This is a genomic window from Escherichia sp. TW14182 (assembly GCF_000208525.1).
Taxonomy (GTDB): domain Bacteria; phylum Pseudomonadota; class Gammaproteobacteria; order Enterobacterales; family Enterobacteriaceae; genus Escherichia; species Escherichia ruysiae.
This window is the reverse complement of the sequence record NZ_AEJZ01000034.1, coordinates 1-2,819: the sequence shown is the minus strand read 5'-3', so window position 1 is coordinate 2,819 and position 2,819 is coordinate 1. Positions and strand designations below refer to the sequence as shown.

5 protein-coding genes and 1 pseudogene are annotated in these 2,819 nt (G+C 57.6%); all 6 read right to left on the bottom strand.

The genetic code is table 11. The annotated features are described in order from the left end of the window. The coding region (locus EQY_RS0103545; RefSeq protein ID WP_000515555.1) for a hypothetical protein at nucleotides 1–199 on the bottom strand (199 nt) is incomplete at its 3' end. A gap of 60 nt (nucleotides 200–259) precedes the next feature. Continuing rightward, entirely contained in the window at nucleotides 260–832 is a 573-nt protein-coding gene (locus EQY_RS0103540) for a tail assembly protein (protein WP_000847666.1), read from the bottom strand. After that, complete coding sequence (locus tag EQY_RS0103535) at nucleotides 829–1,572, bottom strand: C40 family peptidase (RefSeq protein ID WP_032200652.1); 744 nt, start codon at nucleotides 1,570–1,572, stop codon at nucleotides 829–831. The genes EQY_RS0103540 and EQY_RS0103535 overlap by 4 nt, the downstream gene beginning before the upstream one ends. 5 nt (nucleotides 1,573–1,577) lie before the next feature. After that, nucleotides 1,578–2,276 carry a phage minor tail protein L gene (locus tag EQY_RS0103530; RefSeq protein WP_001152627.1) on the bottom strand — a complete coding sequence of 233 codons (699 nt, stop codon included), beginning with the start codon at nucleotides 2,274–2,276 and terminating at the stop codon, nucleotides 1,578–1,580. Next, nucleotides 2,276–2,605, bottom strand: a complete 330-nt coding sequence (locus EQY_RS0103525; RefSeq protein ID WP_000847379.1) for a phage tail protein — start codon at nucleotides 2,603–2,605, stop codon at nucleotides 2,276–2,278. The genes EQY_RS0103530 and EQY_RS0103525 overlap by 1 nt, the downstream gene beginning before the upstream one ends. Then, nucleotides 2,602–2,819: pseudogene (locus EQY_RS0103520) on the bottom strand (phage tail tape measure protein); the annotation flags it as partial. The gene EQY_RS0103525 and the pseudogene EQY_RS0103520, both read right to left, overlap by 4 nt.

Sequence of the window (2,819 nt, the reverse complement as noted above, 5' to 3'; positions counted from 1 at the left end):
CCACCGTGACGCCGGATATATTGGTATTCCCCTCACTGTCCAGCACCGGCGTACTGTTCAGCAGCACGCTTTTTAATCCATCCACCGGACCTTCAACCGGCCCTTCGCTGATGGCATCGATCACACTCAGCAGCTGCGTGGACTTCAGGTTGTCCTTCGCTTCGCGCGGGGTATGCCCCTTACTGCTGCCTTTACCCATTCGTCATGCTCCATAAACGATAAAACCGCCCGCAGGCGGTTTCACATAAAACATTTTGCATCAGCGACCAATCACCACAACCTGACCACCGTCCCCTTCGTCTGCCGTGCTGATCTCCTGAGAAACCACGCGTGACCCCACGCGCATTTCCCCGTACAGAACAGGCAGAACATTGCCCTGGGCAACCATGTTATCCAGTGAGGAGAAATAGGTGTTCTGCTTACCGTTATCCGTTGTCTGTGTACGGGGAGTTCTGGCTTTCGGTGCCAGCATCTGCGCCACACCACCGAGCACCATACTGGCACCGAGAGAAAACAGGATGCCGGTCATACCACCGGCCCCAATGGCTGCCCCCCATGCTGCAAGGGTGGCTCCGGCGGTAAAGAATGATCCGGCAATGGCGGCAGCCCCCAGGACAATCTGGAATACGCCACCTGACTTGGCCCCGGCGACTCTGGGAACAATATGAATCACAGCGCCATCAGGCAGAGTCTCATGTAACTGCGCCGTTAACCCGGACGTGCTGACGTCCCGCCCGGCAATCCGTACCTGATACCAGCCGTCGCTCAGTTTCTGACGAAACGCCGGGAGCTGTGTGGCCAGTGCCCGGATGGCTTCAGCCCCCGTTTTCACACGAAGGTCGATGCGGCGACCAAATCGTTGCAAATCCCCGTAAAGGCAGATGCGCGCCATGCCCGGTGACGCCAGAGGGAGTGTGTGCGTCGCTGCCATTTGTCGGTGTACCTCTCTCGTTTGCTCAGTTGTTCAGGAATATGGTGCAGCAGCTCGCCGTCGCCGCAGTAAATTGCGGCGTGATTCGGCACTGATGAACCAAAACAGCACAGCAGCACATCGCCCGGCTGTGCCGCTGACAACGGCACCTGATACAGCCCCGTCGCCTCCAGATTATCCAGATAGAGATTCTGGCCGTTACGCCACCAGTCATCCTCACGATGAAAGTCCGGCATCTCAATCCCCGCCAGATGATAAGCATCCCGGAACAGTGTGTAACAGTCCGTCACACCGTGCTCAAAGCGCCGCCCGGTGAGATGCGGCACACAGCGGAACTTATGAATCGTCCCCCGGCAGACCAGCCACCACGGCAAATCACTCTGCACCTGCAGCCGCCGGTCGGCCTCACTCAGCCAGGGCAGACCACCGGGGTGGCTGTGGACCAGCGCCACAATCTCACCCTGCATCTCTGCCTGCAGCCAGTCTTCCGGCGACATACGGAAATACGCCTCCGGCTCACCGGAGATATTCACGCAGGGAAAATATCTTTCCCCCTCCGGCGTGCTTACCACGAAGCCGCACGACTCCGCTGGCGCACATCGCCGGGCGTGCGCCAGAATCGCTGATTCTGTCTGTGTCATGGGATTTACTGCGAAAGTTTGTTAATGGAAAGGAAGCCGCCAAAGTTGCCGACGTTATTGCGGAACTTACAACCGCTCAGGCATTTGCTGCATTTATCCTTCGTGATATCGGACGTTGGCTGGTCATATTCATCCGCGACAGCCGGACCGCTATAACCGCACTCGTCACCGCGATAGGTCCAGGTGCAGGTGTTGGCCAGCATGATACGTCCCGGAAAAACAGCGCCATCCGTTTCCGTCGGCGTGGACAGTACAAAGGAGGCACTCACCGCGCTCAGTTCGCTGCACTGCTCAATGCGCCAGCGGCTGATCACCTCCTGCTCCGGATCGGCGTAACTGTTTCCGTTGACGAAGTTCACCGCATCCAGAAAATGGGCGTAAACCTTACGCCGGACCACCGTTCCGCCGACCAGACTCTGCATATCTTCCGCCATCCCGGTGACCATACCGTACAGGTTAGAAACCGTCAGCGTGGGGCGCGTACTGGTGCCTTTGCCATTCAGTTCAAAACCGCTCCCCTGAATGGGATACGGCTGATACTGTCGCCCCTGCCAGGTGACCGGCTCACCTTTTTCGTTCTGCTCATTACAGAAAAAATAACGTTCTCCACCGACCTCTGTCAGGTCGATTTCCCAGAGCACCACGCTGGCCGACTGCTCCGCACGGGTGCATTCATTCAGTGTTTCCTGCCGGATATCCTGCATCAGTTCACCACCTGTTCAAACTCTGCGCTGAACTCAACACGCAACATACTGACCCGCGACGACCATTTTGCGCAGGTCACCTTTATCTGCCGCCACTCATAAGGCGGCGTCCACAGAAAGGATTTCCAGCCCCCGTGCTCTTCCAGAAACGACTCCAGTACCGTGGCCTCCTCACGGGGGACAGAAAGCGTCACGCTGTACGTTTTCAGGTTGGCATTCAGCCCGGCAGGCGCTCGCTGAGAATAGCCATCACCAAAGCGCACCTTTCTTACAGAAGGGACCGAAGCCACATCCATACCGGGTTTCACTTTCCAGCGGAAGGTCTTCATCGTCCACCTCCGGAGAACAGGCCACCATCACGCATCTGTGTCTGAATTTCATCACGGGCACCCTTGCGGGCCATGTCATACACCGCCTTCAGAGCAGCCGGACCTATCTGCCCGTTCGTGCCGTCGTTGTTAATCACCACATGGTTATTCTGCTCAAACGTCCCGGACGCCTGCGACCGGCTGTCTGCCATGCTGCCCGGGGTACCGACATAAA